The following is a 523-nucleotide window of genomic DNA, read 5'->3' as shown; positions in this document are numbered from 1 at the left end:
GCCGCTGATCTGGACGCAGGACTACGTGGTCACCTGCGCTCCTGGCACCCTGAACACGGGTGGTCTGCAATGGTCGACGACCAACGCGTTCGAGAAGAACAACAACAAGCCCGATGTCGGTCCGACCATCACGGTGGTCCCGGCGTCGTCGCCCGGTGGCGGGGACGGTTCCGGTGGAGACACCGGCAGCGGCGGCACGGGTTCCGGCGGTGACGGCTCGGGCGGCGAGGGCACGGGCGGTGCCGGCGGCAGTTCGGGGTCGGGTAGCTCCGGGTCCGGAAGCCTCGGGTCCGGCAGTCTCTCGAACCTCTTCGGATGATCAGGAGCAATCAGATGAGCAGACTCAACAGACCTGCGCTCGTCGCCCTGCTGTCGACGTCCGCGGCGATCATCGCAGGGACCACGGCGGCCGGGGCCGCGGGCGCGGAGACGATGACGCCGGTGACCGGCGGCAACGACACCGTCAGCTTCTCGCGGACGGTCGGGAGCGCGGCCTTGGTCGACGGCAAGGTGAAGGTCGGTG

Annotated in this window: 2 pseudogenes; both read left to right on the top strand. The window is 69.4% G+C overall.

The window, feature by feature from the left end:
• Positions 1-319, top strand: a pseudogene (locus Y710_RS19000) (hypothetical protein); the annotation flags it as partial.
• Between the two features lie 14 nt (positions 320-333).
• A pseudogene (locus Y710_RS18370) lies at positions 334-523 on the top strand (Ig-like domain repeat protein); the annotation flags it as partial.

Source organism: Gordonia sp. QH-12, from assembly GCF_001578675.1.
GTDB lineage: Bacteria > Actinomycetota > Actinomycetes > Mycobacteriales > Mycobacteriaceae > Gordonia > Gordonia sihwensis.
The sequence above is the reverse complement of the archived record's forward strand: the minus strand, read 5'-3'. Positions and strand labels throughout refer to the sequence as shown.